This window comes from Paracoccus sp. J39 (assembly GCF_000518925.1).
Lineage (GTDB): Bacteria > Pseudomonadota > Alphaproteobacteria > Rhodobacterales > Rhodobacteraceae > Paracoccus.
The window spans coordinates 241872-267744 of the sequence record NZ_JAEN01000002.1 but is presented as its reverse complement, the minus strand read 5'-3'; the positions used below and the strand labels follow the sequence as shown (position 1 = coordinate 267744).

Below are 25873 nucleotides of genomic sequence, written 5' to 3'. Positions count from 1 at the left end.
ATATTGTCGCCGATACGGGGATGGAATGGACAGGATCGACGGCATCCGCGCCTTTGTTGCCGTGGTCGATGCCGGCTCGTTCACCCGGGCGGGCGAGCGGCTGGGGATCTCGAACAAGCTGGTCAGCAAATATGTCGCGGCGCTGGAAGGGCAGCAGGGCGTCACGCTTCTGAACCGCACCACCCGCGCCCTGTCGCTGACCCCGGCGGGCGAGCGTTACCTTGCGGCGGCCCGCCGGGTGCTGGCGGCGGTCGAGGAACTGGACGCGCAGGCCCATGCCGAGGAGGGGATGCTGACCGGACGGCTGCGCATCAGCGCCCCGGTGGCCTTCGGCGAGATGTTCGCCACCACCCTGACCCGCGACTTCACCGCCGGCCATCCTGGGATCGAGATCGACCTGAACCTGACCGACCGCTATGTCGATCTGGCTGCCGAGGGCTTCGACCTGGCGCTGCGCATCGGCCAGCTGGCCGATTCCAGCCTGATCGCCCGCCGCATCGGCCAGGCCGAGGCCTGGGCGGTGGCGAGCCCCGCCTATCTGGACAGGCATCCGCGCCCCGCCCGTCCCGAGGACCTGCGCGAGCATGTGAACATCCGCGACAGCAATACGCAGAATCCCGGCCGGGCGATCTTCCTGATCGAGGGCAAGGCGGTCAGCATCCCCCTGCCCGGCCGCATCACCGTGAACAGCGCCCAGGCGGTGCGGAAACTGGTGCTGGAGGGCGAGGGCGTGGCGCTGATCCCCAGCTTCGTCGTGGCGCAGGACGTGGCCCAGGGCCGGCTGCAGCGGCTGCTGCCGGATTTCCTGCGGCCGCAGCTTGACATCCAGGCGCTCTACCTGCCGCAGCCCTTCATGCCGCCGCGGCTTTCGGCCTATCTGGACCACCTTCGGGCGCGGCTTACGCCGCTGCTGAAAGCACCGCGCCCGGATTCATGATGCCCAGCGGGTCCAGCGTGGCCTTGATCGCCCGCATGGCCGCCAGCCGCGCCGGATCGCCCCAGCGTTCCAGGTCGCCGACCTTCAGCCGCCCGACCCCGTGCTCGGCCGAGAAGGAGCCGCCGCGATCCACCACCATCTGATGCACCAGAAGCGACAGCGCCTTGCGGCGGTCGTCGTAATCCGCGCGATTGCGCCCCCGCGCCGGGAACAGGTTGTAGTGCAGGTTGCCGTCGCCCAGATGCCCGAAGCAGTTGATGCGCAGCCCCTCGCCCGCAAGCCGCGCGCCGGCGTCGCGGATGAAGCCGGCGATTTCCGACAGCGGCAGGCTGATGTCGTGGCTGGCGACGGCGCCGATGCGGCGGTTCGCCTCGGGGATATGTTCGCGCAGGTGCCAGAAACCGGCCGCCTGCGCCCCCGATTGCGCGATCACCCCGTCGGAGACCAGGCCGCGCTCCATGGCGTCGATCAGCAGCCCTTCCAGCGCCGCCTCGGGGGCCAGCCCCTCGGGCAGGCCGACCTCGATCAGCACCGACCATTCGGCGCCGGGCAGCGGCTGGCGGATCTCGGGCAGCACCTCGGCCAGGAAGGCCAGCCCCTGGCCGCCGATCAGCTCGAAGGCGGTGACGCCGCCGGCCATGCGCCCCTCGGCCAGCGACAAGAGCGTCAGCGCCGCCTCGGGCGAGGGCACCTGCAGCATGGCGGTGCCGATCCCCGGCGGTGGCACCACCAGCTTGAGGCTGGCGGCGGTGACGATGCCCAGCGTGCCCTCGGCCCCGATCAAGAGGTCGCGCAGGTCGTAGCCGGTATTGTCCTTGCGCAGCCGCTTCAGGTCGTGGACGATGGACCCGTCGGGCAGCACCGCCTCGACCCCCAGGCACAGCGCCCGCGCGGTGCCATAGCGCAGCGCGGTGACGCCGCCGGCATTGGTCGCAAGGCAGCCGCCGATGGCCGCGGTGCCCTGGCTGGCCAGCGACAGCGGGAACAGCCGCCCCGCCGCTTCCGCCGCATCGCGCACGGCCTGCAGGGTCATGCCGGCCTCGGCCACCAGCACATTCTCTTCGGGCCAGATGCCGCGCAGCGCGGTCATCCGCTCCAGCGACAGGATCAGCGGCACAGGGCCATCCGGCATGACCTGCCCCGAGACCAGGCCGGTGCCGCCGCCGCGCGGGACGATGGCGACGCGGGCCTCGGCGCAGGCACGGACCACGGCGGCGACCTCATCCGTGCTGCGCGGCGCGGCGACCAGCCCGGCCCGGCCCAGATAGCGGCCGCGCGGCTCCTCCAGATAGGCGGGCGTCACCTCGCGCAGCACGCCTTCGGGCAGGCGCGCGGCCAGCGTTTCGTCGGCGGGATTCAGCATCAGCGCACCTCGGTCTTGCCGCGCCGGTCGTGGCGCAGGTTGGCGTAAAGCACATGGTTGCGCCAGCGGCCGTTGATCTGCAGATAGCTTTGCGCCACGCCTTCATACTTGAAGCCGGAACGTTCCAGCACCCCGCGCGAGGGGGTGTTCTCGGGCAGGCAGGCGGCTTCGATGCGGCTCAGGTCCATCCCGGTGAAGGCGTGCTGCACCAGCGTGCCGATGGCCTCGCGCATATAGCCCTGCCGGGCGAAGGGCTGGCCGATCCAATAGCCGATGGTCGCCGATTGCGCCGGGCCGCGGCGGATGTTGTCCAGCGTGATCGCGCCCAAAAGCGTGCCATCGCGCCGGATCAGGAACAAGGGCAGCGCCGTGCCGTTGCGGCTGGCGCGCTGCGCCCAATAGACCCGGTTGGTGAAGCTGCGCTTGGTCAGGTGGTCGGGCGCCCAGACCGGCTCCCACGGGGTCAGGAAGGCGCGGCTTTCGATGCGCAGCGCCATCCAGGCCCCGAAATCCGCATGCGCCGGCAGGCGCAGCACCATCCGCTCGGTTTCCAGGCGCGGCGGACGGCGGCGCAAGAACATCAGGCGGCAAGCCTTTCGGCCAGCACCTCGCGCGAGGGCGCGCCCTCGACCGGCCCGTAAAGCGCCAGCGCCGGGCGGGCATGGGCGATCAGATGCTCGGCATGGGCGCGGATATCGGCGACGCTGACCGCGTCGATGCGCTCGGCCACCTCGGCGGGATCGGGCACCCGGCCCCAGATCGAGAGCGAGCGCGCCATGCGCTCGGCCTGCCCGGTCGGGCTTTCCAGCCCCATCAGCAGCCCGGCCTTGAGCTGCGCCCGCGCGCGGGCCACCTCGGCCTCGGTCATGTCCTCGGCCGACCGCTTCAGCTCGTCCACGGTCAGCGTCGCCAGGTCGGCGATCTGCTCGCCCGAGGTGCCGGCATAGATCGTCACCATGCCGGTATCGTCATGGAAGCCGCTTTGCGCGAAGATCGAATAGCACAGGCCCTTTTCCTCGCGCAGCTTCTGGAACAGGCGCGAGGACATGCCGCCCCCCACCGCCGAGGTCCAGATCTGCGCGGCGTAGAAATCCGGCGCCTGATAGCCCGGCCCCTCGAAGGCCAGCGCGAAATGCGCCTGCTCCAGCCCCTTGACGCGGCGGGCCTCGGCGCCTTGCCAGCGGGCGGGCTCGCGCGTGGTCAGCTTGCGGGCCGGCAGATGGCCGAAGATCGCCTCGACCTGGCGCAGGATGCGGTCATGGTCCACCGCGCCGGCGGCGGCGACGATCATGCGCTCGGGGCCGTAATGCTCGGTGATGAAGCCCGACAGGTCGGCGCGCTCGAAGCGGCTGACCCGCTCGGCCGGGCCTAGGATGGTGCGGCCCATGGGCTGGTCGGGATAGGCGGCCTCTTGCAGCCAGTCGAAGATCACGTCGTCGGGCGTGTCCAGCGCCTGGCCGATCTCTTGCAGGATCACGCCGCGCTCGACCTCGATCTCGCGCTGGTCGAAAACCGGATTCATCACGATGTCCGAGATGACGTCCAGGGCCAGCTCGACATCCCCCGCCAGCACCCGCGCGTAATAGGAGGTCACGTCGCGCGAGGTATAGGCGTTGATATAGCCGCCGACATTCTCGATCGACTCGACGATCTCCAGCGCGCTGCGCCGGGCGGTGCCCTTGAAGGCCATATGCTCCAGGAAATGGGCGATGCCGTTCTGCTCGGCGCGCTCGTCGCGGCAGCCGGCATTGACCCAGATGCCGATGGCGGCGGAGTGCAGGCCGGGCATGTCGCGGCTGACGACGCGCAGGCCGTTGGGCAAGGTGCTGATGCGGATCTGATTCAAGCTGTTCTCCGTTCAAGGATCAGCGATTTAATGGCCTCGGCGTCGTTTGCAATACGGGTGATGCGCTCGTCGCGGTCGAAAAGGTCGGCCATATGCGGCGGCAGAGGCGGGCGGATGCCCACGGCGGCCTCGACCGCATCGGGGAATTTCGCCGGATGCGCGGTCGAAAGCGAGATCATTGGCACGCCCGGCCGCAGATGCTCGCGCGCCACCTTCACGGCGACGGCGGTATGCGGGCAGATCACCTCGCCCGTCTCCGCGCGGATAGTGGCGATCATCGCGGTGGTTTCCTCCTCGGAGGCGCGGCCCGAGACATAGGTCTCGCGCAGCGCCTGCAGCGCGCCCTGGCTGATGGCGAAGCCGCCGGATTTCAGTTCCTCCATCAGCGCCGCCACGGCATTGCCGTCGTGGCCGTAGGCCAGCCACAGCGCGCGCTCGAAGTTCGAGCTGACCTGGATGTCCATCGAGGGGCTGATCGAGGGCGCGACCGTGCCCACCCGGTATTCGCCGCCGGTCAGCGCCCGGTGCAGGATGTCGTTCTGGTTGGTGGCCACGACCAGCCGGCCGATGGGCAGACCCATGGCCTTGGCGATGGAGCCGGCGAAGACATCGCCGAAATTCCCGGTCGGCACGGTGAAGTCCACCGCGCGGCCCGGCGCGCCCAGGCTGACGGCGGCGGTGAAGTAATAGACGATCTGCGCCAGCACCCGCGCCCAGTTGATCGAGTTCACGCCCGCAAGCCCGACGGCGTCGCGGAAGCCGTGGTCGTTGAACAGGTCCTTCAGCCGCGCCTGGCAGTCGTCGAATGTGCCGTCGACGGCCAGCGCGTGGACATTGGCCTCGGCGGGCGTGGACATCTGCCTGCGCTGCACCTCGCTGACGCGGCCATGCGGATACATGATGAACACGTCCACGTTGGGCAGGCCCTTGAACGCCTCGATGGCGGCCGAGCCGGTATCGCCCGAGGTCGCGCCCAGGATCGTGACCCGCTGCCCCGAGCGCGCCAGCGCCAGCTGGAACAGCTGGCCGATCAGCTGCATGGCGAAGTCCTTGAAGGCCAGCGTGGGGCCGTGGAACAGCTCTAGCAGGTGATGGCCGGGGGCAAGCTGGACCAGCGGCGCGCGGGCGATGTGGTCGAATGCCTGATAGGCGCGGGCGATGGCATCCCGCAGCTCGGCATCGCTGAAGCTTTCGCCGACGAAGGGGCTGGTGACGCGGCGCGCGACCTCCTCATAGGGCAGGCCCTCGAAGCGGGCGATCTCCTCGGCCGAGAACATCGGGATCGCCTCGGGCAGATACAGCCCGCCGTCCCGCGCCAGCCCGGTCATCATCGCCTGTTCGAAGTCCAGGACCGGAGCCCGCCCCCGAGTCGAAACGTAACGCATCGCGTCCCCCTAGAATTGCCGCTGCCTGATACGCCAGATCAGCGCCACTGTCATCCCTGCCCAGACCGCAGCGATCATGAACCATTGCACGGCATAGCTCAGGTGATTGTTCGGGATGCCCTCGACCGCCACCGGGATCGGCGCGACGCCCTGCGCATCGCCGCGGACCTCGGCCGCGACCACCAGGATCGGCTCGGTCCCCAGCTGCGCGGCCATGGCGGGCACGTCGCGGGCGAACCAGACATTCTCGGCCAGGTTGGGCGCGGGCGTGGCGCTGCCCTTCTCGTCGGGCCAGTGCAGGTTCCCCGCCACCTCCAGCCGCGTGGGCGGGCGCGGGTCGCGCTTATGGTCCTGGTCGACGAAGCCGCGGTCAAGCAGGATCTTGCGCCCGTCATCGGTGACGAAGCCCGAGACGACCTGATAGCCGCCGCCCGACTCGCGCGTGCCGGAGAGCACGTCGATCTCCTCGCCCGTGGTCTGGCCCGAGACCAGCACCGGCAGATATTTCATCGACGGGTCCACCGCCGCGGGCAAGGGCACGGGCCGGCCCTCGATCCGGCTCTGGATCTGGGCGATCATGCCCTCCTTCCAGTCCAGCCGCTTGAGCTGCCAGAGGCCAAGCGAGATCAGGATGGCGCAGCCCGCCACGCCGACGATCAGCGGGAACAGGTAACGGCGCATGGGCGGGCCTCCAAAGCAAACGGCGCGGGAACTCCTGCCCCGCGCCGTGGAAATGTCAGTCGGGATCAGCGGCCCCAGATATAGATCACGACGAAGAGGAACAGCCAGACCACGTCGACGAAGTGCCAGTACCAGGCGGCGGCCTCGAAGCCGACATGCTGCTGCTGGGTCATCTGGCCGCGCAGCAGGCGGATCAGGCAGACGAACAGGAAGATCGTGCCGATGATGACATGCGCGCCGTGGAAGCCGGTGGCCATGTAGAAGGTGCCGGCATAGACCGTGTCGGCCAGGCCGAAGGCGGCATGGCTGTATTCATAGGCCTGCAGGCCGGTGAAGCAGATGCCCAGGATCACCGCGACGATCAGGCCGTTGATCGTGGTCTTGCGGTCGCCCTCGTGCACGAAGGCGTGGTGGGCCCAGGTCACGGCGACGCCCGACAAGAGCAGGATCAACGTGTTGATCAGCGGCAGGTGCCAGGGGTCGAAGGTGACGATGCCTTCCGGCGGCCAGACGCCGTCCTTGATCGGGCTGTCCGGCCCCATCGGATACATGGCGTTCTTGATGAAGGCCCAGAACCAGGCGACGAAGAACATCACCTCGGACATGATGAACAGGATGAAGCCGTATTGCAGGCCGATGCGCACGACCGGGGTATGTTCGCCCGACTCGCCCTCGCGCACCACGTCCGCCCACCAGCCGAACATCACATAGAGCACGCCCACCAGACCGATCAGGAACAGCCAGGGCGCACCGCCCTTCATCCACATGACCGCCCCGGTCAGCATCACGAAGGCGCCGACCGCGCCGAGGAAGGGCCAGATCGATGGCGGCAGAATCTGATAGTCGTGGTTCTTTACATGGGCCATGGCTGCATTCCCGGCTGTTGCTGGTTCTTGTTGCTCAGTTTACGGTCGGTTCCGTCTTCCGGTCCAGCGCCGCCTGTTTCGGCGCCGGCGGATCGGTCCGGTGGAAGGTATAGGACAGGGTGATGTCGCGGATGCGGCCCGCGTCGCGGTCTTTGACCAGATCGGCATCGACGAAGAAGCTGACCGGCATCTCGACCCGCTCACCCGGTTGCAGCACCTGCTCGGTAAAGCAGAAGCATTCGATCTTGTTGAAGAAATAGCCTGCGGCATCCGGCGCCACGTTATAGCTGGCCGTGCCGGTGACGGGCTCGTCGGTATTGTTGATCGCCTCGTAGAAGGCGATGGCGTTCTCGCCGATCTTCAGTTCGATCTCGCGCTGCATCGGACGGAAGGTCCAGCCGAGATTGGGATCGACATTGGCGTCGAAGCGCACGCGGATCTTTTCGTCCAGCACGGTGTCCGAGGCCGCCTCGGCCACGTTGGTGGTGCCGCCGAAGCCGGTCACCTTGCAGAACCAGGAATAGAACGGCACCGCCGCCCAGCTGAGCGCGCCCATCAGCACCACGACGCCGGCCAGCATGGCCACGGTGCGGCCGTTCGATCTTGGCTTGTCGGTCATTGGCCTGCCTCCTGCGGCGCGCCCTGCCCGGCGGCCGGGACGCCCGGCGCCGCGACGGGCGCGGGGTTGCGCGCCGGCGGGTTCGGATCCTCGGGCAGCATCGAGGCGCGCGGGCGGTGGTCGTAGCCCTGCATCATGTCGCCCTGGGTGATCTTGACCACCGAGAGCCCGAAGACCAGCGCCACGAAGGCCAGCAGCACGACCAGAAGGCCGATGTTGCGGCTGCGCCGGCGCTTGTGCAATTCGTGTTCGACCTGGGGCAGCATCACCATCCCCCCACCCAATGCTGGATCAGCAGCGCCAGGAAATGCAGGAATGTGTAATAAAGCGACAGGCGGAAATAGCGCTTCTCGACCTTGTAGCCGTCGGCCCGGGCCTCGTCCTCGTTGCGGCGCAGGATGCGCCAGCCGCCGGCGATGAACAGCGCGTTCAGCACCACCGAGACCGCCAGGTAGAGCGGCCCGCCGACCGAGGTGAAGCCCAGCCAGATCGCGAAGGGCGCCAGCACCAGCGTATAGGCGAAGATGTGGCGGCGCGTCACCTTGCGGCCGTGGGTCACGGTCAGCATCGGCACGCCGGCCTTGGAGTAATCCTCCTTCATGAACAGCGCCAGGGCCCAGAAATGCGGCGGCGTCCAGAAGAAGATCAGCGCGAACATCAGAAGCGATTCCAGGCTGATGCCGCCGGTGGCGCAGGCCCAGCCGATCATCGGCGGGAAGGCCCCGGCCGCGCCGCCGATGACGATGTTCTGCGGCGTCGAGCGCTTCAGCCAGATCGTATAGACCACGGCATAGAAGAAGATGGTGAAGGCCAGGAACCCGGCCGCGAACCAGTTCGCCGCCAGCCCCAGCATCATCACCGACAGACCGGACAGGGCAATGCCGACCGCCAGCGCCTCCTGCGGGGCGACGCGGCCCGAAGGCACGGGACGGCCCGCGGTCCGCTTCATCACCGCGTCGATATCGGCGTCATACCACATGTTGAGGGCGCCCGAAGCGCCGCCCCCCAGCGCGATGAACAGCACCGCGCAGAAGGCGACGAAGGGGTTGACCGGCTGCGGGGCGATCCACAGCCCGACGAAGGCCGTGAACACCACCAGGGACATGACCCGCGGCTTCAGCAGCGCGACATAGTCGCCGAAGCCCGCCTCTGCGGGCCCCTCATATGCGTTGATATCGGCCACGGCCCGACCTTACTCCGCCGAAGCCAGCTGGACGGGCTTGGCCGGCAGGTAATCCGAGGCGTCGGCGGCGAATTCTTCCTTCGCGCCGGCCAGCCAGGCGTCGTATTTCTCCTGGCTGACGGCTTTGACCACGATGGGCATATAGGCGTGGTTGATGCCGCAAAGTTCCGAGCACTGGCCGAAATAGACGCCTTCCTCATCGACCGAGAACCACAGCTGCGCGATGCGGCCCGGCACGGCGTCCTGCTTGACGGCGAAGGCCGGGACGGTCCAGGCGTGGATCACGTCGGTCGCGGTCACCTGGACCAGCACCTTCTTGCCGACCGGCACCACGACCGGGTTGTCGGTGGCCAGCAGGTATTCGTCCTCGGAGTAACCGGCATCGGCCAGCGCGTCCTTCTCCAGCATCAGTGCGTCGAAGGCCACGCCGTCATTGGGATATTCATAGGACCAATACCACTGGTGGCCGATGGCCTTGATCACCAGGTCCGGGTCGTTGGGCATTTCCTGGCTGCGGAACAGGATCGGCAGCGAGAAGGCGCCGATGGCCACCAGGATCAGCACCGGAACCAGGGTCCAGATCACCTCGATCGGGGTGTTGTGGGTGAAGCGCGCCGGCACCGGATTCGCCCGGCGGTTGTAGCGGACGATGCAGATCAGCAGCAGAAGGCAGACGAAGATCGTCACGGCGGTGATGATGTAGAGCACGAAATGATCCAGCCATTGCTGGTCATGCGCCAGCGGGCTGGATGCCGGCTGGAAGCCCATGCCGCCGTTCACCGGCTTGCCGATCACGGGCAGGTCGCCCAGCACGTCCTGCGCCATGGCCGGAACGGCCGTCATCGTCGCAAGTCCAAGGCCCGTCACCGCCGCAAATCCGCGGCGCATCGTCGCAATCGCCATCTTCCCATCCCGTTGCCTACAGTGCCGCCGGCAGGCCATGGTCTTGCGGCCCGGCCGGCATCGGTGCTGCACCAGAACCATATCTTACCCCGGCGGGCAAGCCATACCTATCGACTTCCGACCAAAAAACCCCTAGGCGAGGCAGGAAGGCAAGGACAGGTTCCATGACAGACGCTTCGTTTTCGCCCTTCCGCACGCATCTCGACCAGGACCGCGCGCTGCGCATCCTGCGCGACGCCCTGTCCGGGGCCGACGACGGCGAGCTGTTCCTGGAACGCTCGCGATCCGAGGCGCTGGTCTATGACGACGGCCGCCTGCGCACCGCCAGCTACGATGCCGAGCAGGGCTTCGGCCTGCGCGCCGTGCGAGGCGAGGTCACCGGCTACGCCCATTCGACCGAGATCGACGAGGCGTCGCTGAAGACGGCCGCCGAGACCGTGCGCCTTGCGGTGGGCAGCGGCGGCGGCACGCTGGCCCTGCCCCCGGAGGGCGAGATCCGGCCGCTTTATGCCGCCATCGATCCGGCCGAGGCCGTGCCCTTCGCCGCCCGCGTGGCGCTGCTGCGGGAAATCGACGCCTTTGCGCGCGGGCTCGACCCGCGGGTGGTGCAGGTCTCGGCCAGCATCGCCACCTCGGTGCAGGAGGTGGCGATCCTGCGCCCCGAGGGCGGGCTTGCCACCGACATCCGGCCGATGGCGCGGCTGAACGTCTCGGTGATCGCGGAATCCAACGCCCGCCGCGAATCGGGAACCGCCGGCGGCGGCGGCCGCGTCGCGCTGGAGGGGCTGATCGCGCCCGAGCACTGGCAGGGGCTGGCGCGCGAGGCGCTGCGCATCGCGCTGGTCAACCTGCGCTCGGTCCCCGCGCCCGCCGGGGTGATGGACGTGGTGCTGGGCCCCGGCTGGCCCGGCATCCTGCTGCACGAGGCCGTCGGCCACGGGTTGGAAGGCGATTTCAACCGCAAGGGCCATTCGGCCTTCGCCGGGCTGATGGGCCAGCGCGTCGCGGCGCCGGGCGTGACCGTGGTGGACGACGGCACCATCCCGGACCGGCGCGGCTCGATCTCGGTCGATGACGAGGGCACGGCGCCCGGCCGCAACGTGCTGATCGAGGACGGGATTCTGGTCGGCTACATGCAGGACCGCCAGAACGCCCGGCTGATGGGAGTGGCGCCGACCGGCAACGGCCGGCGGCAGAGCTATGCCCATGCGCCGATGCCGCGCATGACCAATACCTTCATGCTGGCAGGGCCGGACGACCCGGCCTCGATCCTCGCCGGGCTCGAGGACGGGATCTATGCGGTGGGTTTCGGCGGCGGCCAGGTGGACATCACCAACGGCAAGTTCGTGTTTTCCTGCACCGAGGCCTATCGCGTCAGGAACGGCCAGGTCGGCGACCCGATCCGCGGCGCGACGCTGATCGGCGACGGCGCCACCGCCTTGCAGCAGATCCGCGCCATCGGCAACGACCTGTCTCTGGACCCGGGAATCGGCAATTGCGGCAAGCAGGGACAATGGGTCCCGGTCGGAGTCGGCCTGCCCACGCTGCGCATCGGCGGGCTGACCATCGGCGGCTCTGCCTCATAATCCGGTGTTGTCTCAAGGCGTTGAAAGAAATTTTCCCCGGCTAACCCATTCTTAACCATTGCCATGCGATGACTCGGCCTGCGGATGAGGCACAGGCAGGGACATGATGGCAAGACCGCTTTCTTTCGACCCCCACCACACCCCACTCACCCCGAAGGGGAACGGGCTCGCCGCCCTGCGCCTCATCCGCTCTCGCAAGGTCGGGCCCGCGACCTTCCACCGGCTGCTGGCCGAACATGGCAGCGCCGAAGCGGCGCTGGCCGCCCTGCCCCGGATCGCGCAAGCCGCGGGCATCGCCGATTACACCCCCTGCCCGGCGGCCGCGGCCGAGGCCGAGATCGCGGCCGGCCATCGCGCCGGCGCCCGGCTGCTGGCCTGGGACGACCCGGATTATCCCGCCCTGCTGCGCGAGGTGGCCGAGGCGCCGCCGGTCCTGTGGCTGCGCGGCGACGCTTCCGTGCTGACGCGCATGCCGGTGGCGGTGATCGGGGCGCGCAATGCCTCGTCGCTGGGCCTGCGCATGGCGCGCGGCCTGGCCTCGGGCCTGTCGCAATCGGGCGCGGTGGTCGTCGCGGGGCTGGCGCGCGGCATCGACACCGTCGCGCATGAGGCGGCGCTGGCAACCGGCACCATCGCGGTCATGGCCGGGGGCATCGACAGGATCTATCCGGCCGAAAACGCCGCGCTGGCCGAGGCGATCTGCGAAACCGGCCTGCTCGTCACCGAGCAGCCGCCGGGGACCGAGCCGGTGGCCCGGCATTTCCCGGCCCGCAACCGCATCATCTCTGGCCTCGCGCGCGCCGTGGTGGTGGTCGAGGCGGCGCATCGCTCGGGCAGCCTGATCACCGCGCGCTGCGCGCTGGACCAGGGCCGCGAGGTGATGGCGGTGCCCGGCCATCCGATGGACGCGCGGGCCGGCGGCTGCAATGCGCTGATCCGCGACGGCGCGGTGCTGGTGCGCAATTCGGCCGATGTGCTGGCCGCCCTGCAATCGAACGGCCAGGCGGCCGGGGAGGCGACTGGGGAAGCGACCGGGGCGACAGCTTCGGCGCCGGGCGCCGCCGCGGCCCCCTCGCCCGTTCCGGCGCCTGTCCCGGCCCGGACCGGGGCGCGGACCCTGCAACCGGCCGCCGTCGCGCGCCGGCTTGCCGAGCTGGGCCATGGCCTGCGCCGCAAACCGGCCGAAACCCTGCCCTGCCAGGGTGGCCCGGTGAATCTCGAAGCGCGGATCCTGTCCCGGCTCGGCCCCAGCCCGACGGACGAGAACCTGCTGATCCGCGACCTGGGCCTGCCGGCCGCCGTTCTGGCCCCCGCTCTGCTGACGCTGGAGCTTTCCGGCCGCGTCCAGCGCCTGGCCGGCGGCAAGCTGGCGCTGACCGGCGCCTGAACCCGGCGCCGGGCCGCTTTCGGAGCGCAGCGCGGAACAGCCGATCACGGGACGGTCACGGCCATGTTTGGGAACCGCGCCCCGCACCGAAGGTTGACTGGCCATCACGCGACCATCGGAAGAGGACCGACATGCGGCGCATCTACAAGACGACGACTGCGATCGTGACCTGCCTGTCCCTGATTGCCCCGCAGCTGGCGGCGGCGCAGGACCAGCAGGCGCAGGAGGAGGGTGGGCAGCTTATCCTGCCAAGGGACCAGGCCGGCCAATCCGACGACGATCAGGCGCAGGAGCCCCGTGCCGAGGAAAGCGGCGAGGCAGGGGCCGGACAAGCGCAGGAAGAACCCGAGGAGCCGCAAGCGGAGGCTGCCGGGAACGCGGCCGAGCCCGATGCGCCGGCCCAGGACGGCCCGGCCGGGCTGCCGCAGGCCGAACAGCAGGCCGAGCAACCGCAAAGCGGGGCTGACGCCGCACCCGAGGATCCGCAGGCACCATCGGCCGCGGACGCTCCGGCGGCCAAGCCCGAGGTGACGCAGGCCGAGGAGCCGCGTCCCAAGCCGCCGGTGGTCGAAGCCGATGAGCCGGCCCCGAGACCCGGGACCGGCGCGGGCGAGCAGCAGCAGGCCGCGCCTCCCGCCGCCAAGCCCGACACGCCCGAAACCGTCACCGGCGCCGATCCCTCGCCCGAGCAGCGGCCGCAGCAGGACGCACCCGCGCCGGAAGGGGCGTCTCCGGCCGGATCCGAGCCGTCCCTGGATGCCGAGGCGCTGCAGGAAGCACGCGAACCCGCGCCGGGCGAGCCGCAGACCGAGCAACCGTCCCCGCAGCAGGCGGAACCCGCCGCCCAGCCCCAGAACGGCGCGGAACAGCAGCAAGAGGCCCGCGAAGGCCAGCCAGACGCCGAGCGTCCGCAAACGCCGGACGCGCAGGAGCTCGAGCAGCGCTTCCAGGAGCAGGTCGAGGGTCAGCCCGAATCCGGCCAGACCCAGTCGGGCGAGTCTGAGCCCGATGCGCAGCGCGCGGTGGACGGCGAGCAGCCGGATGCGCAGGAGTTGGAACGCCGCTTGCAGGAACAGGCCGACCAGACCGAGCCGCAGCCCGGCCAACCCCAGCCGGGCGAAGCCCAGCCCGGCGAGCAGCAGGCCGAGGACGGCCAGCAACCCGATCAGCAGGAGCTCGAGCGCCGCTTGCAAGAGCAGGCCGACCAGGCCGAGCCGCAGTCCGGCGAAGCCGCCGAGGTGCAGGCGCCCGAGGCGCAGGTCCAGCCGAATGCCGTGGCGCAGCGCGCCGCCGAGCAGGGCGCGACCGCCGCGGCCGCCGCTTTGGCCGCCAGCGCCGAAGGGGGCGAGGGCGAAGTGAACGAAATGCAGATCACCGACGAGAACGCGCGCAGCTCGGCCGAGGAATTCGCCACCTCGGTCGCCCAGGCTTTGCAGGAACAGCAGCGCGCCGCCGAGGCCGGGTCCGAGGAAGTCCGCCGCGACGATGACGACAAGGGCAAGGACATCGCCAAGATGCTCCTGGCCGGGGCGGCGGGCTTTGCGGTCGGCCAGATGCTGTCCAACGACCGGCAGGTGGCGCTGAACACTGGCGACCGCGTGGTGGTGACCCTGCCCGACGGCAGCCAGCAGGTGATCAAGGACGACAACGCCCTGCTCTACCAGCCCGGCTCGAACGTGCGGACGGAAACCTTCGGGGACGGCTCGACCCGCACCACGGTGCTGCGCGCGGATGGCAGCCGCGTCGTCACCATCCGCGACGCGAACATGAACATCCTGCGCCGCACGCTTGTCCGCGCCGATGGCAGCGAGACGCGGCTGATCGACGACACCGCGGCGGAGCCGGTGCAGATCTCGGCCCTGCCCGCGCCGCCGCCGGTCCGCATCAACCGCGAGCGCATGGACGAGGCGGCGCTGCGCGAGGCGCTGCGGCGCGAGGCGGCGATCGACCGGCGCTTCAGCCTGGGCCAGATCCGCGACATCCCCGAGGTGCGCGCCCTGGTCGCCCCGGTGAACGTGCCCGAGATCACCTTCGACACCGGCTCCTCGGCCATCACCCCGGACCAGGCGCAGCAACTCGCGACGCTGGGCAAGGTGATCCGCGACAGCATCGACCAGAACCCGCGCGAGATCTACATGATCGAGGGCTATACCGACGCCGTCGGCTCGGATGCCGCCAATCTGGCCCTGTCCGACCGCCGCGCGGAATCGGTGGCGCTGGCGCTGACGGAATATTTCCAGGTGCCGCCGGAAAACATGGTGGTGCAGGGCTATGGCGAGCAGTTCCTGCTGGTCCCGACCGACGGGCCGGAGCGGCAGAACCGCCGTGTCGCCGTGCGCCGGATCACCGATCTGCTGGCGCAGAACTGACGGCCGGGCCTTGCGGTCCCGGGGTCGTCACGCCCGGGGCCGCGGGATGGAAGCGAGGCAAGCCGCGGGGCCCGTCCCCGCGGCTGACGGCTGTTTTCTGCACGACCCCACCAAATCGGAAGGGCACGCCACGAAGCGCCAGCCATCGGAGAGACGATGGTTTGGCGCTTCGAGCAATTCTCCTCGCCCGAGAACCGGCTCTCTCCTGCCTGCATATGCCCGGCCGAGGCAGAAGACCCTCGGCCAGGGCATGGCCGACCTCCACAAGCACCGGGGGGCAATTCGCGGTATCCCGCCAGCCGGGCGAGGCGCGCCGGAGGCTCGCCGTGCCGGCTTCTACGGCCGGAAAACGTGACGGGACGTGATCGGCCGGCAACGAACCGCCCGCGATGCGCTGAAGGTCGTGTCGTCCAAGGTGGAGATTCGCGCTTGCCATGCGGCGGATCAGCAGCCCGCCGCCCCTCTTCTGCCTAGGGAAACCCAAGGCGGTCCGCCGGCGCCCCCTCTGCGGAGGCGGGGCCCACCGCGGGTCTGCCGGTTCAGGAACGGGGCAGATCCTCGGCCCCGGGGTTTCGCGGCTCGGCGCTCCCCGGCGGGAGGGGTGAATCCGGAAGTCCCGTGCTGCGACACGGCCGCACCGGCCCCCACATGCAGGTCGGGACGCGCCGGCAAAGGGCCGGAAACGGCGGCTGTCCGGTTCCGGCCGGGCGCTCAGCCCAGCGAATAGCCGGTGCCGCGCACCGTGCGCACCGGGTTGTCGCCGCCATAGGCCATGAGCGCCTTGCGCAGCCGGCCGACATGGACGTCAATGGTGCGGGTGTCGACATAGATGTCGCGGCCCCAGACCCGGTCCAGCAATTGCTCGCGCGTCCAGACCCGGCCGGGCTTTTCCATCAGGGTCGAGAGCAGCCGGAACTCGGTCGGACCCAGATGCAGCGGCTGGCCGGCGCGGAACACCCGATGCTCGGCCGCATCCAGGATGATGTCGCCGAAGCTGAGCCGCTCGCCCATCGAGGCAGGGCGGGTGCGGCGCAGCTGGGTGCGCAGCCGCGCCATCAGCTCGACCACGGAATAGGGCTTGACCACGTAATCGTCGGCGCCGGTCTCCAGCCCGCGCACCCGGTCCACCTCCTCGGACCGCGCCGAAAGCATGATGATCGGGATCTGCCGCGTCGAGGGATCGGCCTTGACCCGGCGGCAGACCTCGATGCCCGAGACGTTGGGCAGCATCCAGTCCAGCACGATCAGGTCGGGCTGTTCCTCGGCCACCAGCAGCATCGCCTCGTCGCCGTTCTCGGCCAGCACCACGTCGAAGCCCTCGGCCTCGAGATTGTATTTCAGCACCTCGCGCTGTGCGCCTTCGTCCTCGACGACCAGAACACAGGGTTGGGTCTGTGCCATGGATCAGGCCCCCTCCATGCGCGGCACGCTTTCCCCCTTGGGACGCGGGTCCTCGGGCAGCTCGCCGGTGGCCAGATAGATCACCTGCTCGGCGATGCCGGTGGCGTGGTCGCCCATGCGCTCGATGTTCTTGGCGATGAAATGCAGGTGCATGCAGGCGGTGATGTTGCGCGGGTCCTCCATCATATGGGTCAGGAACTCGCGGAACAGCGCGTTATACATCTGGTCCACTTCCAGGTCGCGCTTGCGCACGTCGGCGGCCAGCGCCGCGTCGCGCTGGATATAGCTGTCCAGGGCGTCCTTCATCATCGCCTCGACCGTGGCGGACATGCGCCGCAGCGCCATGCCGGCGCCCTCGATGGCGGGCATCTCGGCCAGCACGTCGCTGCGCTTGGCGATGTTCTTGGCGTAATCGCCCACCCGCTCGAGGATATGCGAGATCTTGATGACCGACAGCACCATGCGCAGGTCGGTGGCCCGCGGCGCGCGCAGCGCGATCAGCCGCGCGGCCTCCTCGTTGATCTGATGCTCCAGCGCGTCGATGGCCTTGTCGCGGCGGCGGATGTCGTCGGCCAGCTCGCCGTCGCGGGTCTCCAGCGCGATGGCGGCGTCGTGGATGGCGCTTTCGACCATGCCGCCCATCTTGACCACCAGCGCCTGCACGGTTTCCAGGTCGCGGTCGAAGGCCGAGAGGATATGCCGTTCGTTGTTCATGTCTTTTCCTTTCCGGCCTAGCCGATGCGGCCCGAGATGTAGCTTTCGGTCCGCGGATCGCGCGGATTGGTGAAGATGTCGTCGGTATTGCCGTATTCCACCAGATTGCCGAGGTGGAAGAAGGCGGTCTTCTGGCTGACGCGCGCCGCCTGCTGCATGGAATGGGTCACGATCACCACCGAGAATTCGGCGCGCAACTGGTCGATCAGCTCCTCGACCTGGCTGGTGGCGATCGGGTCCAGCGCCGAACAGGGCTCGTCCATCAACAGCACCTCGGGCTGGGTCGCCACGGCGCGGGCGATGCAGAGCCGCTGCTGCTGGCCGCCGGACAGGCCGGTGCCGGGCTCCTGCAGCCGGTCCTTGACCTCGTTCCACAGCGCCGCGCCGCGCAGCGACTTCTCGACGATCTCGTCCAGCTCGGCGCGGTTGCGCGCAAGGCCGTGGATGCGCGGGCCATAGGCCACATTGTCATAGATCGATTTCGGGAAGGGGTTCGGCTTCTGGAACACCATGCCGACGCGGGCGCGCAGCTGCACCGGGTCGACCCGCCTGTCGTAGATGTCCTCGCCGTCCAGCGTGATCCGGCCCTCGACCCGGCTGTTCTCGATGGTGTCGTTCATGCGGTTCAGGCAGCGCAGGAAGGTCGATTTCCCGCAGCCCGAGGGACCGATGAAGGCGGTCACGGTCTTGTCCAGCAGGTCGACGTCCACATCCTTGATCGCCTGCTTCTCGCCGTAATAGACCTGCACATCCCGGGCCGAGATCTTGATTTCCGTCTGGTCCACGCTGCGCTCCAGAAGTCTCATGTCGTTCATATCGGGTCTCCTTCCCGGATTTACCACCGGCGCTCGAACTTGCGGCGCAGATAGATGGCGAGGAGGTTCATGCAGAGCAGGAACACCAGCAGCACGATGATCGCCCCCGAGGCGCGCTCGATGAAGGCGGGGTCGGCGCGCTGGGTCCAGTTGTAGACCTGGACCGGCAGGGCCGAGGCCGGCTCGAACAGCCCGTCCGGCGGCGCCGAGGGGACGTTGCGGACAAAGGCCACCATGCCGATCAGCAGCAGCGGCGCGGTTTCGCCAAGCGCCTGCGCCAGGCCGATGATGGTGCCGGTCAGGATGCCCGGCATGGCCAGCGGCAGGACGTGGTGGAACACCGACTGCATCTTCGAGGCCCCCACCCCCAGCGCCGCGTCGCGGATCGAGGGCGGCACCGCCTTCAGTGCCGCGCGGGTGGCGATGATGATGGTGGGCAGCGTCATCAGCGTCAGCACCAGGCCGCCGACGATGGGCGCCGATTGCGGCAGGCCGGCGAAGTTGATGAAGGCGGCCAGGCCCAGGATGCCGAAGACGATCGAGGGCACGGCGGCGAGGTTCGAGATGTTGACCTCGATGATATCGGTCCAGCGGTTCTTCGGCGCGAATTCTTCCAGGTAGATCGAGGCGGCGACGCCGATCGGCACCGCCAGCACCAGCACCACCAGCATCATGTAGAACGAGCCGAGGATGGCGATGCCGACCCCCGCCGCCTCGGGGCGCTGGTCCGAGGCGTCGGGGCTGGTCAGGAAGGACCAGTTCCACTGCGTCGCGAGCATGCCCTGCGCCTTGAGCGCATCGGCCAGCTGCAGCTGCGCCGGCGAGGTATTGGCATCGCGCGCCGCGCTCTCCATGCTGACGCGGCCCTTGTAATAGCCGTCCACCCGGCCGTTCACCAGCACCCGGGTCTCGACGGTCTGGCCGATCAGTTCGGGGTCGGCCAGCACGCGGTTGCGCAGCTGGGCCGACGCCTCCTTGGAGATCAGGCCCGAAACATCCTTGTCGGACAGGTCGGCCGCGGCGATGCCCTTGTCGGCGATGGCCTGTTGCAGCGATTGCTCCAAGATCCTGCCATAGGTCAGGGTCAGGACCTTGCGGATTTCGGCGGGGTCGCGGTTGCCGGTCTTGTCGAGCTGCGCGGCGTCCAGCGTCACCGGGATTTCCAGATAGGTCTGGCGAAAGGCCCCGATCCCGCCGGTCAGGATGGTGAAGAGCAGGATCATCAGCATGACCATCGAGATCACGATGGCGGCCAGGCCATAGGCGCGGAACCGCGCCTCGGCGGCATTGCGCTTGCGGGTCCGCGGATCGGCAGCCAGCAGCGAGGGCCGGGGCTGCGCGCCGTGAAGGGTTGCGTCGCTCATTCGTACTGCTCCCGGTATTTGCGCACGACGTAGAGGGCGACGATGTTCAGCCCCAGCGTGATGACGAAAAGGGTCAGGCCAAGCGCGAAGGCGACCAGCGTCTCGGGCGCGGCGAAGTCGTTGTCGCCGGTCAGCTGGCTGACGATCTTGACGGTGATCGTGGTCATGGCCTCGAACGGGTTCAGGTCCATGCGGGCGGCGGCGCCCGCGCCCAGCACGACGATCATCGTCTCGCCGATGGCGCGCGAGGCGGCCAGCAGCACGGCGCCGACGATGCCCGGCAGCGCCGCGGGCAGCACCACCTTGCGCACGGTTTCCGACTGCGTCGAGCCGAGGCCGAGCGCGCCATCGCGCAGGGATTGCGGCACGGCGTTGATGATGTCGTCCGAAAGCGAGCTGACGAAGGGGATCAGCATGATCCCCATGACCAGGCCCGCGGTCATCACCGACGACCCGGAATTGCCCAGCCCCAGCGGTTGGGCGAACCAGTCGCGCAGCATCGGGCCCACGGTGATCAGCGCGAAAAGGCCGTAGACGATGGTCGGGATGCCGGCGAGCACCTCGATCATCGGCTTGGCGAGGCTGCGCAGCCGGGGCGAGGCGTATTCGGACATGTAGATCGCCGCGAAGAGCCCGATCGGCACCGACACGACCAGCGCGATCAGCGAGATGTAGAGCGTGCCCCAAAGCAGCGGCAGGATGCCCAGCTGCGAGCCGCCGCCGAAGCGCGGCGACCAGGTGGCGCCGAAGAAGAACTCCTGCCAGGGATATTGCCGGAAGAAGTGCCCGGTCTCGAACAGCATCGAGAAGACGATCCCGGCGGTGGTCAGGATGGCGATGCTGGAACACAGGATCAGCAGGCCCTTGACCATGCCTTCGACGGCATTGCGGGCCCGGAAACCGGGCGCGCTGCGGACCAGCGCCAGGCCAAGCCCGGCCGCGGCCAGGATCAGCGCCAGGATCGCCACCGGCGTCGCATCCGCGGCCGGCTGCACGAAGCGCCAGATGGCGATCAGGAACAGCGCCGGCAGCGCCGTCAGCAGCGCGGCGTTCCAGCCGTGATAGCTGGGCCGCGAATGCAGCCGCCGCACGTCGCCCCCGGCCAGCGCGACGACGCGCGCGCGGGTGACAAGATAGCCCGCGCCGGCAAGGGCAAGGACGATCAGCAAGGTCCATGAGACAGGCATGTGAGCCCTCGGAACAGGGAAACGGAAGCGGCGCGGGAACCCTGTCCCCGCGCCCTGCAGGTCATTCGGCGAGGATCGCCTCTTCGGCGACGGCCGCCTGCGTCGCGGCCAGTTCCGGATCCGCGACCAGCCCGTAGGCGGCCAGCGGCCCTTCCGGCCCGGCCAGCTCGTCCGAGACGAAGAATTCCGCGAATTCCTTCAGCCCCTGGATCTCGCCGATATGCTGCTTCTTGACATAGAAGAACAGCGGCCGCGAGACCGGGTATTCGCCCGCGGCGATGGTCTCGGTCGAGGGCGTCACGCCGCCCATGGTCGCGACCTTCAGCTTGTCGGTGTTGTTTTCATAGAAGGACAGGCCGAAGACGCCGATGCCGTGCTTGGCCGACTGGATGCGGGCCAGCGTCTCGGTATAGTCGCCGTCGATATCCACCGACTTGCCGTCGGTGCGCAGGTCGAGGCAGGCCTTGGCCGCGGCATCCTCGCCCAGCTCGGCCTTGAAGACCTCGGCGGCGCCGGATTCCTCGCAGCCGGCGGCGATCACCTTTTCCTCGAAGACTTCGCGGGTGCCGTGCTTGGTGCCGGGCACGAAGGCCAGGATCTCCTGGTCCGGCAGGTCGGCGCGGATCTCGTTCCACTTGGTGGCGGTGTTGTTCACCACCTTGCCGTCCTTGACCACCTTGGCGGCCAGCGCGTTGAACCAGTCGGCGGCGGTGAAGGCGAAGTCGTTGCTGCCGATGTCGCTGGCGAAGACGATGCCGTCATAGCCGATGCGGACCTCCATGATATCGGTCACGCCGGCGGCCTTGCAGGCCTCCTTCTCGCTGTCCTTGATCGGACGGCTGGCATTGGCGATGTCGATGGTGTTCTCGCCCACGCCCTCGCAGAATTTCTTCAGCCCGGCCGACGAGCCGCCCGATTCGACGACCGGCACCGGAAAGTCGGTATTCTCGCCGAAGGCCTCGGCGACGATGGTGGCATAGGGCAGCACCGTGGACGAGCCCGAGATCTGGATCTGGTCGCGGGCGGCGGCGGCAGTGGCCGAGGCAGCGATCACGGCCAGCGCCGACACGGTGAATTTCGCGGATTTCATAGGATCACTCCTGACATTTCCATGAGGCCGTTGCGGCCTGACCGCTCTCTAGAACGGCGATGCGACGGTTATGCGAAAGGAATGTGTCAGTTGCGTAACAATCGCGGCCGCCGCAGGAGTATTTGCAAAACGGTGAAAACCGAACGAGCCATGCGTCCCCGGCTTTCTCTGTTTTCCAAATACCCCAAGGGGTGAATTGGCCCGCGCAGCGGGACAAGAGGGGAACAGCGTTCCCCTCCCCACCCGGGCCGCGCGCCGGGCCTAGCCGATGCGGCCGCGCTGGCCGCCGGTCTGCGCCCGGTCGAGCAGCAGGTGGTCCAGGATCACGCAGGCCGCCATGGCCTCGGCGATGGGCACGGCGCGGATGCCGACGCAAGGATCGTGCCGGCCCTTGGTGATCAGCTCGATCTCCTCGCCCTTCCGGTTGATGGTGCGCCGCGGCGTCAGGATGGAGCTGGTCGGCTTGACGGCGAATCGCACCAGGATGTCCTGCCCTGTCGAAATGCCGCCCAGAATCCCCCCGGCATGGTTCGAAAGGTAGCGCGGCCCGTCATTGCCCATGCGGATCTCGTCGGCGTTCCGGGTGCCGGTCAGGGCGGCGGCGGCCATGCCCTCGCCGATCTCGACGCCTTTCACGGCATTGATCGACATCATCGCGGCGGCCAGGTCGGTGTCCAGCTTGGCATAGACCGGCGCGCCCAGCCCGGCCGGGCAGCCCTGGATCAGCACCTCGACGGCGGCGCCGACGCTGTCCTGCGCCTTGCGGATGGCGTTCAGATAATCCTCCCAGGCCGGCACGGCGCCGGCATCGGGCAGGAAGAACGGGTTCCTGCCGATCTCGGCGGCGTCGAAATTCGTCCGGTCCAGATGCAGATCGCCCATCTGCACCATGTAGCCGGTGATCCGCAGCCCCGGCACCAGATCGCGCAGCACCGCCTGCGCCACGCCCCCGGCTGCGACCCGCGCCGCCGTCTCGCGCGCGCTGGACCGCCCGCCGCCGCGATAGTCGCGGATGCCGTATTTCAGATGATAGGCGATATCGGCATGGCCGGGACGGAAGGCCTCGGCGATCTCGCCGTAATCCTTGCTGCGCTGGTCGGTGTTCTCGATCATCAGCTGGATCGGGGTGCCGGTGGTCCTGCCCTCGAACACGCCCGAGAGGATGCGCACCCGGTCCGGCTCCTGCCGCTGGGTGGTGAATTTCGAACTGCCGGGCCGCCGCCGGTCCAGGAACTGCTGGATCCAGGCCTCGTCCAGCGCCACGCCGGGCGGGCAGCCGTCCACGGTGGCGCCAAGCGCCGGGCCATGGCTCTCGCCCCAGGTGGTGAAGGTGAAGACGCGACCGAAGGTATTGAAGCTCATGGTTGCCGGACCCCCTTTTATGCCTGCGATAGCGGCGCGCGGGGCAAGGGGCAATCCCCAGCCCGGCCGCGCAGCGACTCGGCGGCCCAGGCCGGCGGCCGGAGCCGGCGCCGCACATCGCGGAAAATCCGCGAAATTCCGCTTTCCTGTCAGGGGCTAAGCCGGTTTCACGCCGCCTTCACACCGTCGGGAGCAATGTCGGGATCGCGAGGCATGCCGCCCCGTCCATGACATGAGACGACAGGAGGAAGAGATGCCTACCGGAACGAATGGCAACGACACCATGATCGGCACGTCTGCCAGCGAAATCTTCGACGCCCTGGGAGGGAACGATTATGTCCTGGGCCAGGGCGGCAACGACACCATCTATGGCGGCTCCGGCAACGACTACCTGTCGGGCGGAGACGGCCACGACTACATCCATGCCGGGACGGGCGTCGATACCGTGCATGGCTGGAACGACAATGACACGATCGTTTCCAGCGGCTATGGCCAGTATTACGGCGATGCCGGGAACGATTACATCTATGCCGGGGCCGGCGGCGGCGAGACGCTGGACGGTGGCACCGGGATCGACTGGCTGAACACGGCCAGCTGGAACGGCAATTACTCGGTGAACCTTTCCACCGGGGCAACGAATTTCAGCTTCGAAAGCTTTGTGAACTTCGAGAACATCTATTCGGGCTCGGGGAACGATACGCTTTATGGCACCGATGGCGCCAACAGCATGTATGGCAATGGTGGTAACGATTACATCTACGGGTATGCCGGCAACGACTATATTTCAGGCGGCTCCGGCAACGACTATCTCCACGCCGGGACCGGAACCGATACGCTTCTGGGCGGGGATGGCAATGACACGCTCGTCTCCGGCGGGGCCGGACAGTATTTCGGCGATGCCGGGGACGATTACATCTATGCCGGGCTGGGTGTCAGCGAAACGCTGAACGGCGGCGCCGGCACCGATTGGCTGAACACGACGACCTATAGCGGGGCCTATTCGATCAACCTGGCCACGGGCGGGACGAACTTCACCGGCGAGAGCTTCGTGAATTTCGAGAATGTCTATTCCGGCTCCGGCAATGACACGCTGCTCGGCACCAGCGGCGCCAATACCATGTATGGCAATGCCGGGAACGATTCGATCTCGGGCCTGGGCGGCAATGACTATATTTCCGGCGGCGAGGGCAATGATTACCTGAACGCCGGCACCGGCACGGATACGATCTGGGGCGGGAACGGCAATGACACGCTGGTTTCCAGTGGCGCGGGCCAGTATTACGGCCAGGCGGGGAACGACTATGTCTATGCCGGGCTGGGTGTCAGCGAAACCCTTGACGGCGGCGGCGACACGGACTGGCTGAACACCGCCACCTATGCCGGGGCCTATCTCGTCAATCTGGCGACGGGGGCCACGAACTTCACCGGCGAAAGTTTCGTGAACTTCGAGAATGTCTATTCCGGCTCCGGCAATGACACGCTGCTCGGCACCAGCGGCGCCAACATCATGCATGGCAATGCCGGAAACGATTCGATTTCGGGCCTTGCGGGCAATGATTACCTGTCCGGCGGCGCCGGGAACGATTACCTGAACGCGGGCACCGGCACGGATACGGTCCGGGGCGGCGCGGATAGCGACACCATCGTCTCCAGCGGCTATGGCCAGTATTTCGGCGAGGCCGGCAATGACTATATCTATGCCGGCAATGGCGGGGGCGAGACCCTGGACGGCGGGGCCGGCGTCGACTGGCTGAACACCGCCGCCTGGAGCGGGGCCTATGCCATCAACATGGCGACCGGCGCCACGAATTACAGCGGCGAAAGCTTCGTCAATTTCGAGAACCTCTCTTCGGGTTCCGGCAACGACACGCTCTCGGGCACGGCGGCGGCGAACACGATCCAGGGCAATGGCGGCAATGACGTCATCAGCGGGCTTGGCGGCAATGACGTGCTTTACGGCGGCGCGGGCAACGACCTGCTGACCGGCGGCGCCGGAAACGATCTGATCTACGGCGGCGCCGGCAATGACACGCTGGAGGCGAGTTCGGGCACAGACACGCTTTATGGCGGCGCCGGCAACGACCGGCTGGTCTCGAGCGGCGCAGGCTTCTACGCCGGCGAGGCGGGCAACGACACCATTCTGGCCGGGCTGGGTTCGAACGAGACCCTGAACGGCGGGGCCGGCATCGACATGCTGGATGCCCGCAGCTTCACCGGGGCCTATCTCGTCAACCTGGGCAGCGGCGCGACCAATTTCGCCGGCGAAAGCTTCGTCAACTTCGAGAACGTGATGACCGCGGGCGGCAATGATTCGCTCTATGGGACGGCGGGCGCGAACCTGATGAATGCCGGGGCCGGCAACGACCTGCTCTTCGGCTACGAGGGCAATGACACGCTGCAGGGCGCCGCCGGCAGCGACACACTGATCGGCGGGATGGGCGCGGATTCGCTCAACGGCGGCGGCGGGGCCGACACCTTCCGCTTCGGCGCGCTGAACCATTCGAACGCGGCGGCGGGCATCGACGTCATCAACGGTTTCGACGGCGCGGGCCTTGCGGCCGGCGACCGGATAGACCTTTCGGGCATCGACGCGAATGCGCTGGTGGCCGGTAACCAAGCCTTTGTATTCAATGGAACAACCGCGGGAGGCGCGGGAACGGTATGGCTTACGAACAATGGCACCGAGACCTGGCTCAGGGCCAATGTCGACAATGACGCGGATGCCGAGCTGATCATCCGCATCGCCGACGGCGCGACCACGGCCGGGCAGTATGTCGCAGCTGACTTCCTGCTTTGAAGTCGAGATCCCCTGCGC

General features: G+C 68.4%; 22 protein-coding genes. 5 read left to right on the top strand and 17 right to left on the bottom strand.

Going from position 1 to position 25873, the window contains the following annotated elements:
- The first annotated feature begins 25 nt into the window (after nucleotides 1-25).
- A complete protein-coding gene (locus L632_RS0103260; RefSeq protein WP_028716358.1) occupies nucleotides 26-937 on the top strand; it encodes a LysR family transcriptional regulator in 912 nt (303 codons plus the stop codon).
- Here the strand turns inward: L632_RS0103260 and L632_RS0103255 are convergent.
- The 10 genes from L632_RS0103255 to coxB form a co-directional block, all read right to left on the bottom strand.
- Entirely contained in the window at nucleotides 900-2300 is a 1401-nt protein-coding gene (locus tag L632_RS0103255) for an FAD-binding oxidoreductase (protein WP_028716357.1), read from the bottom strand. The two genes, L632_RS0103260 and L632_RS0103255, sit on opposite strands and share 38 nt — an antisense overlap.
- Complete coding sequence (locus L632_RS0103250; RefSeq protein WP_028716356.1) at nucleotides 2300-2881, bottom strand: GNAT family N-acetyltransferase; 582 nt, start codon at nucleotides 2879-2881, stop codon at nucleotides 2300-2302. Before L632_RS0103250 ends, L632_RS0103255 begins: the two co-directional genes overlap by 1 nt.
- Complete coding sequence (locus L632_RS0103245; RefSeq protein WP_028712619.1) at nucleotides 2881-4146, bottom strand: pitrilysin family protein; 1266 nt, start codon at nucleotides 4144-4146, stop codon at nucleotides 2881-2883. Before L632_RS0103245 ends, L632_RS0103250 begins: the two co-directional genes overlap by 1 nt.
- Entirely contained in the window at nucleotides 4143-5531 is a 1389-nt protein-coding gene (gene thrC / locus L632_RS0103240) for a threonine synthase (RefSeq protein WP_028712618.1), read from the bottom strand. Before thrC ends, L632_RS0103245 begins: the two co-directional genes overlap by 4 nt.
- Before the next feature lie 9 nt (nucleotides 5532-5540).
- On the bottom strand, nucleotides 5541-6212 hold the full coding sequence (locus L632_RS0103235) for an SURF1 family protein (RefSeq protein WP_028712617.1): 672 nt from the start codon (nucleotides 6210-6212) through the stop codon (nucleotides 5541-5543).
- Nucleotides 6213-6277: 65 nt separating this feature from the next.
- Nucleotides 6278-7078, bottom strand: coding sequence for a cytochrome c oxidase subunit 3 (locus tag L632_RS0103230; protein WP_028712616.1), 801 nt, complete (start codon nucleotides 7076-7078; stop codon nucleotides 6278-6280).
- A 34-nt stretch (nucleotides 7079-7112) separates the two neighbouring features.
- Nucleotides 7113-7697, bottom strand: coding sequence for a cytochrome c oxidase assembly protein (locus L632_RS0103225; protein ID WP_028712615.1), 585 nt, complete (start codon nucleotides 7695-7697; stop codon nucleotides 7113-7115).
- Nucleotides 7694-7963 (bottom strand): hypothetical protein, encoded by a 270-nt coding sequence (locus L632_RS0103220; protein WP_036697227.1) that lies wholly within the window; start codon nucleotides 7961-7963, stop codon nucleotides 7694-7696. The genes L632_RS0103225 and L632_RS0103220 overlap by 4 nt, the downstream gene beginning before the upstream one ends.
- Nucleotides 7963-8880: a heme o synthase gene (gene cyoE, locus L632_RS0103215; protein ID WP_028712613.1), complete on the bottom strand. Its 918-nt coding sequence runs from the start codon at nucleotides 8878-8880 to the stop codon at nucleotides 7963-7965. Before cyoE ends, L632_RS0103220 begins: the two co-directional genes overlap by 1 nt.
- Nucleotides 8881-8889: 9 nt before the next feature.
- Nucleotides 8890-9783, bottom strand: coding sequence for a cytochrome c oxidase subunit II (gene coxB / locus L632_RS0103210; RefSeq protein WP_036697134.1), 894 nt, complete (start codon nucleotides 9781-9783; stop codon nucleotides 8890-8892).
- Nucleotides 9784-9947: 164 nt separating this feature from the next.
- Here coxB and tldD point away from each other — a divergent pair, with 164 nt between their 5' ends.
- The 3 genes from tldD to L632_RS0103195 all read left to right on the top strand — a co-directional run bounded on the left by tldD (nucleotide 9948) and on the right by L632_RS0103195 (nucleotide 15125).
- Nucleotides 9948-11369 (top strand): metalloprotease TldD, encoded by a 1422-nt coding sequence (gene tldD / locus L632_RS0103205; RefSeq protein WP_028716355.1) that lies wholly within the window; start codon nucleotides 9948-9950, stop codon nucleotides 11367-11369.
- A 106-nt stretch (nucleotides 11370-11475) separates the two neighbouring features.
- Nucleotides 11476-12756, top strand: a complete 1281-nt coding sequence (dprA, locus tag L632_RS0103200; RefSeq protein ID WP_028712610.1) for a DNA-processing protein DprA — start codon at nucleotides 11476-11478, stop codon at nucleotides 12754-12756.
- Between the two features lie 131 nt (nucleotides 12757-12887).
- Entirely contained in the window at nucleotides 12888-15125 is a 2238-nt protein-coding gene (locus L632_RS0103195; RefSeq protein WP_028716354.1) for an OmpA family protein, read from the top strand.
- 711 nt (nucleotides 15126-15836) lie between these two features.
- Here L632_RS0103195 and phoB read toward each other — a convergent pair.
- From phoB to aroC, 7 genes are all read right to left on the bottom strand, one after another.
- Nucleotides 15837-16526 (bottom strand): phosphate regulon transcriptional regulator PhoB, encoded by a 690-nt coding sequence (phoB, locus tag L632_RS0103190; protein ID WP_028712608.1) that lies wholly within the window; start codon nucleotides 16524-16526, stop codon nucleotides 15837-15839.
- Between the two features lie 3 nt (nucleotides 16527-16529).
- A complete protein-coding gene (phoU, locus tag L632_RS0103185; protein ID WP_028712607.1) occupies nucleotides 16530-17240 on the bottom strand; it encodes a phosphate signaling complex protein PhoU in 711 nt (236 codons plus the stop codon).
- A gap of 17 nt (nucleotides 17241-17257) precedes the next feature.
- Complete coding sequence (gene pstB, locus L632_RS0103180) at nucleotides 17258-18055, bottom strand: phosphate ABC transporter ATP-binding protein PstB (RefSeq protein WP_028712606.1); 798 nt, start codon at nucleotides 18053-18055, stop codon at nucleotides 17258-17260.
- A 20-nt stretch (nucleotides 18056-18075) separates the two neighbouring features.
- The gene (pstA, locus tag L632_RS0103175) at nucleotides 18076-19419 is read right to left on the bottom strand and encodes a phosphate ABC transporter permease PstA (RefSeq protein WP_028712605.1); all 1344 of its coding nucleotides are present in this window, start codon (nucleotides 19417-19419) and stop codon (nucleotides 18076-18078) included.
- On the bottom strand, nucleotides 19416-20606 hold the full coding sequence (gene pstC / locus L632_RS0103170; protein ID WP_028712604.1) for a phosphate ABC transporter permease subunit PstC: 1191 nt from the start codon (nucleotides 20604-20606) through the stop codon (nucleotides 19416-19418). The genes pstA and pstC overlap by 4 nt, the downstream gene beginning before the upstream one ends.
- A gap of 61 nt (nucleotides 20607-20667) precedes the next feature.
- Nucleotides 20668-21696, bottom strand: a complete 1029-nt coding sequence (locus L632_RS0103165; protein ID WP_028712603.1) for a substrate-binding domain-containing protein — start codon at nucleotides 21694-21696, stop codon at nucleotides 20668-20670.
- Between the two features lie 261 nt (nucleotides 21697-21957).
- A complete protein-coding gene (gene aroC, locus L632_RS0103160) occupies nucleotides 21958-23058 on the bottom strand; it encodes a chorismate synthase (protein ID WP_028712602.1) in 1101 nt (366 codons plus the stop codon).
- Nucleotides 23059-23311: 253 nt separating this feature from the next.
- Between aroC and L632_RS22020 the strand changes: the two genes are divergently transcribed.
- On the top strand, nucleotides 23312-25855 hold the full coding sequence (locus tag L632_RS22020) for an S-layer family protein (RefSeq protein ID WP_051416192.1): 2544 nt from the start codon (nucleotides 23312-23314) through the stop codon (nucleotides 25853-25855).
- Nucleotides 25856-25873 lie beyond the last annotated feature (18 nt).

Excerpts from the sequence above, each read along its gene's own strand:
- L632_RS0103260 (WP_028716358.1), top strand. The coding sequence starts at position 26 with ATGGACAGGATCGACGGCATCCGCGCCTTTGTTGCCGTGGTCGATGCC.
- L632_RS0103255 (WP_028716357.1), bottom strand. The coding sequence starts at position 2,300 with ATGCTGAATCCCGCCGACGAAACGCTGGCCGCGCGCCTGCCCGAAGGC.
- L632_RS0103250 (WP_028716356.1), bottom strand. The coding sequence starts at position 2,881 with ATGTTCTTGCGCCGCCGTCCGCCGCGCCTGGAAACCGAGCGGATGGTG.
- thrC (WP_028712618.1), bottom strand. The coding sequence starts at position 5,531 with ATGCGTTACGTTTCGACTCGGGGGCGGGCTCCGGTCCTGGACTTCGAA.
- L632_RS0103235 (WP_028712617.1), bottom strand. The coding sequence starts at position 6,212 with ATGCGCCGTTACCTGTTCCCGCTGATCGTCGGCGTGGCGGGCTGCGCC.
- L632_RS0103230 (WP_028712616.1), bottom strand. The coding sequence starts at position 7,078 with ATGGCCCATGTAAAGAACCACGACTATCAGATTCTGCCGCCATCGATC.
- L632_RS0103225 (WP_028712615.1), bottom strand. The coding sequence starts at position 7,697 with ATGACCGACAAGCCAAGATCGAACGGCCGCACCGTGGCCATGCTGGCC.
- L632_RS0103220 (WP_036697227.1), bottom strand. The coding sequence starts at position 7,963 with ATGCTGCCCCAGGTCGAACACGAATTGCACAAGCGCCGGCGCAGCCGC.
- coxB (WP_036697134.1), bottom strand. The coding sequence starts at position 9,783 with ATGGCGATTGCGACGATGCGCCGCGGATTTGCGGCGGTGACGGGCCTT.
- tldD (WP_028716355.1), top strand. The coding sequence starts at position 9,948 with ATGACAGACGCTTCGTTTTCGCCCTTCCGCACGCATCTCGACCAGGAC.
- dprA (WP_028712610.1), top strand. The coding sequence starts at position 11,476 with ATGGCAAGACCGCTTTCTTTCGACCCCCACCACACCCCACTCACCCCG.
- L632_RS0103195 (WP_028716354.1), top strand. The coding sequence starts at position 12,888 with ATGCGGCGCATCTACAAGACGACGACTGCGATCGTGACCTGCCTGTCC.
- phoB (WP_028712608.1), bottom strand. The coding sequence starts at position 16,526 with ATGGCACAGACCCAACCCTGTGTTCTGGTCGTCGAGGACGAAGGCGCA.
- phoU (WP_028712607.1), bottom strand. The coding sequence starts at position 17,240 with ATGAACAACGAACGGCATATCCTCTCGGCCTTCGACCGCGACCTGGAA.
- pstB (WP_028712606.1), bottom strand. The coding sequence starts at position 18,055 with ATGAACGACATGAGACTTCTGGAGCGCAGCGTGGACCAGACGGAAATC.
- pstA (WP_028712605.1), bottom strand. The coding sequence starts at position 19,419 with ATGAGCGACGCAACCCTTCACGGCGCGCAGCCCCGGCCCTCGCTGCTG.
- pstC (WP_028712604.1), bottom strand. The coding sequence starts at position 20,606 with ATGCCTGTCTCATGGACCTTGCTGATCGTCCTTGCCCTTGCCGGCGCG.
- L632_RS0103165 (WP_028712603.1), bottom strand. The coding sequence starts at position 21,696 with ATGAAATCCGCGAAATTCACCGTGTCGGCGCTGGCCGTGATCGCTGCC.
- aroC (WP_028712602.1), bottom strand. The coding sequence starts at position 23,058 with ATGAGCTTCAATACCTTCGGTCGCGTCTTCACCTTCACCACCTGGGGC.
- L632_RS22020 (WP_051416192.1), top strand. The coding sequence starts at position 23,312 with ATGCCTACCGGAACGAATGGCAACGACACCATGATCGGCACGTCTGCC.